Below are 3130 nucleotides of genomic sequence, written 5' to 3'. Positions count from 1 at the left end.
TTTGTAATTGGTTCCAACAGTTGTTTACCGAAAAGAATATTTATTTGGTTACTTCTCGCCTTTCTTCGGCTTTTAAACTATTTTTTTTCACTTCACTATGCTGCAGTTAACACTGGTTTGCACTCAGCGCAAGTCTTGGGTATTCTTGCCGAAAAAATTCGTCCCGAATTTTTTCTTACACCATTTTTGCTATCTTTGAGTTTAAGGTTTGCGCCGAAGATGCAAGCCAGAAACCGTTAACGGCAACCGTAAACCAAAATTGCGCTTAAACAATAATATGGATTTAGAAGAAGAAATATTTTTTGAAATTTATGATTCAGGAGATTTCATTAGACTCAAACCAATAAACTATAACAATTACAATTCGGAAATGGATTGGGACAAGAATTGGATTAAAACTAAAGTCGAAATTAAAGCTGGAAATTTTGTTGGTGAATATATTGCAGAATTTATGACTGTGGATTTTGAAAACTTTGAAAAACAATTTTCAAAGTTATATGAAAATCTAAAAGGTATTGCTGTATTTAACGATTTAGAAAGTTATTTAGAACTTAAAATTGTAGGCGATGGAATTGGACACTTTGAAGTTTCTGTTTCAGCGTGTGACAAATCAGGGTTTAAGAGTTCGATATTAAAGTATATACTAGATTTTGATCAAACAGATTTACAAAGAATGAATATTCAACTTAGAAAAATAATAAACAAGTTTCCGATAGTTGGAAAATTACCTTAAAAACGGCAGCCGTTAACATCGGTTACAAGTAATGGCGAGTTATGGCAACCTTCTGAATTTTTTCCAAAAATTCAAAAGTTTGCGGTATATTTGAAATGGCTTGGTTTTGGCTCGGCGCCACTACTTATAGCCGCGGACCGTTGTGGGCAATTTAAACCAACCGCCAGAAGCTAAATACTGAATGAAAAAATCTTTATTAATACTACCCTTTTTTCTACTGACTATACTAGGCTGTAAAGCACAGGATAGAGAACCTTCAGATTTTATTCCAAAAGGATATGCTGAATTTGAAAAATATTTTGGAGACCTAAATAAAGATGGATTGGATGACTGTGTTTTGATTATCAAAAAGACTGATACAGCTAACATTGTCACTAATCGTTTTGACAAAAAAGTTGACAGAAATAGACGTGGAATTGTTGTCTTATTCAAAAAAGAGAAAGGTTATGAACTTGCCAATAAAAACTACAGTTGCTTTTCGTCAGAAAATGAAGATGGTGGAGTTTATTTTCCACCAGAACTATGGATTGATTTTGAAAGAGGAAATTTAATAGTTCATTACGGACACGGCAGATATGGATTTTGGAGATATATTTTTAGATTTCAAAACTCAAATTTTGAATTAATTGGATATGACGAAAGCAATGGAGGTGTTGTAATAAGTAGTGAAACAAGTATAAACTTTTTGACAAAGAAGAAATTGATTAGAGAAAATACTAATGAAAATGCAGAAGGAGGAGATGAAGTATTTAAGGAAACTTGGGATAACATTGAAATAGAAGCCCTAATCAAATTATCTGAAATTAAGGACTTTGATGAATTAGAAGTGTATAATTATTAAATGAAAAACTGCCCACAACATTGGCTATAAACAATTGGGGCGAAAGTGATAAGATCAAAGTATAAACATAAACCAAAGGTCAGTGCTAAACTGAAAAGTTAGGGCACAAAGCCCCCAACTGTTCATAGCCGAAACCGTTATGCGATATGCTATCAAAACTATACCTATGAGGACATTTTTTAAAATTTTATTATTAATTATTATTTCCCATCCTTCATTTTCTCAGACTGCAGAAGAATTAAATCAACAATCTAAAGATCTTCTCCAAAAAGGAAAATATCAAGAGGCACTTCCGATTTTAAGAAAAGCTGCTGAACTTGGGAATGGAGAAGCTCAGTATAATTTAGGATACTTTCTTCAAAACGGTATAATTGGAGATAAAAATCCAATTGAAGCTATTAATTGGTATAAGAAATCATCTGAAAACAACTTTAATGATGGTCACTATGCCATGATGATGGCTTACGGAAATGGAAATGGTATCGAGCAAAATTCTGAAAAAGCTTTTGCGTATGCCCTAAAATGCGCGAATAATGATGACCCAACTTGTATTTGGAATGTTGTTGAATGCTATGTAACTGGAAATGGTGTTCAACAGGACATTCCTAAATTAAAAGAATGGATTCTAAGATTGGCAAAACTTCAAAATCCAGAAAATCTCACCCAAAGTGGATACATTAGTTCAGCTAGATTAGAACTAGCTCATTTTTATAAAGAAGGAAAATACTTTGAAAAAGACTTGTACCAAAGTTATCTATGGTATTTGATTTATAATGAATATAAAATTGATTTCAGCATACTTAAACAAGATGAAATTATTAAAGAAATAAAAGAATTAGAAAAGAGCCTAAGCAAAACTCAAATCGAAAAAGCTAAAAATGATTCTGAAAAACTTTTAGGCAGAAAACTCAATAATTTAAGCGAACTATATAAAAATTCATTATAGAAGCACATCGCATAACAGCGGTTTTAAGAAATGGCGGGGCTTGGTGATTTTTTGGGATGGTTTGGTGATAACATTTCTTCTTTTCAATCAGGTTTTTTCTTTCAAACTTTTCGGTATATTTGTCAACATCAGTAATAAAATCCGCCACTTCTTAAAGCCGGCGGGACGTTGTAACTAATTTTAAAACAAACCTCTTACTTAAAATGAGAACAGTCGAAGAAATCAGAGCAAATTATAAAAAATTTACAGATTCAAAAATTGAAGATTTAGCAAAAAATGAATCTCGTTCATTAAGAAGAGAAATTTTAAGTGTTTTAAAAGACGAAATTATTGAAAGAAATCTCGACCCAAATTTAATAACATGGGTTGACGCTGAAAATAATTTACTTACTGAATTAGAAAAAAAGAATCTAAAAGAAAAAATTAAACACTTACCTTGTCCTACTTGTTCAAAGAAAAATGGAGAACTTAAAGGTTACGAAATTTCAACTGTTGTATCTTATTTGATTTATTGTGATGACAAAACAGAAATCAAAATAACCTGTAAAGATTGTGCTAAAAAATATAAATTAAATTCAATTTTAAAAACAATTTTTTTAGGTTGGTGGTC

Annotated in this window: 4 protein-coding genes and 1 pseudogene; all 5 read left to right on the top strand. The window is 31.3% G+C overall.

Annotated elements, in window-relative coordinates; all coding sequences use genetic code 11:
• The coding region (locus tag ACFS5J_RS12340; RefSeq protein WP_379812525.1) for a hypothetical protein at window positions 1–240 on the top strand (240 nt) is incomplete at its 5' end.
• Between the two features lie 37 nt (window positions 241–277).
• The gene (locus ACFS5J_RS12335) at window positions 278–733 is read left to right on the top strand and encodes a WapI family immunity protein (protein ID WP_379812524.1); all 456 of its coding nucleotides are present in this window, start codon (window positions 278–280) and stop codon (window positions 731–733) included.
• 181 nt (window positions 734–914) lie between these two features.
• Complete coding sequence (locus ACFS5J_RS12330) at window positions 915–1574, top strand: hypothetical protein (RefSeq protein WP_379812523.1); 660 nt, start codon at window positions 915–917, stop codon at window positions 1572–1574.
• 166 nt (window positions 1575–1740) lie between these two features.
• Window positions 1741–2520: a tetratricopeptide repeat protein gene (locus tag ACFS5J_RS12325; RefSeq protein ID WP_379812522.1), complete on the top strand. Its 780-nt coding sequence runs from the start codon at window positions 1741–1743 to the stop codon at window positions 2518–2520.
• Between the two features lie 203 nt (window positions 2521–2723).
• Window positions 2724–3130: pseudogene (locus ACFS5J_RS12320) on the top strand (hypothetical protein); the annotation flags it as partial.

Origin of the sequence: Flavobacterium chuncheonense (assembly GCF_042686145.1) — a bacterium.
GTDB classification, from domain to species: Bacteria; Bacteroidota; Bacteroidia; order Flavobacteriales; family Flavobacteriaceae; genus Flavobacterium; species Flavobacterium chuncheonense.
This window is presented reverse-complemented; position numbering and strand designations above follow the sequence as displayed.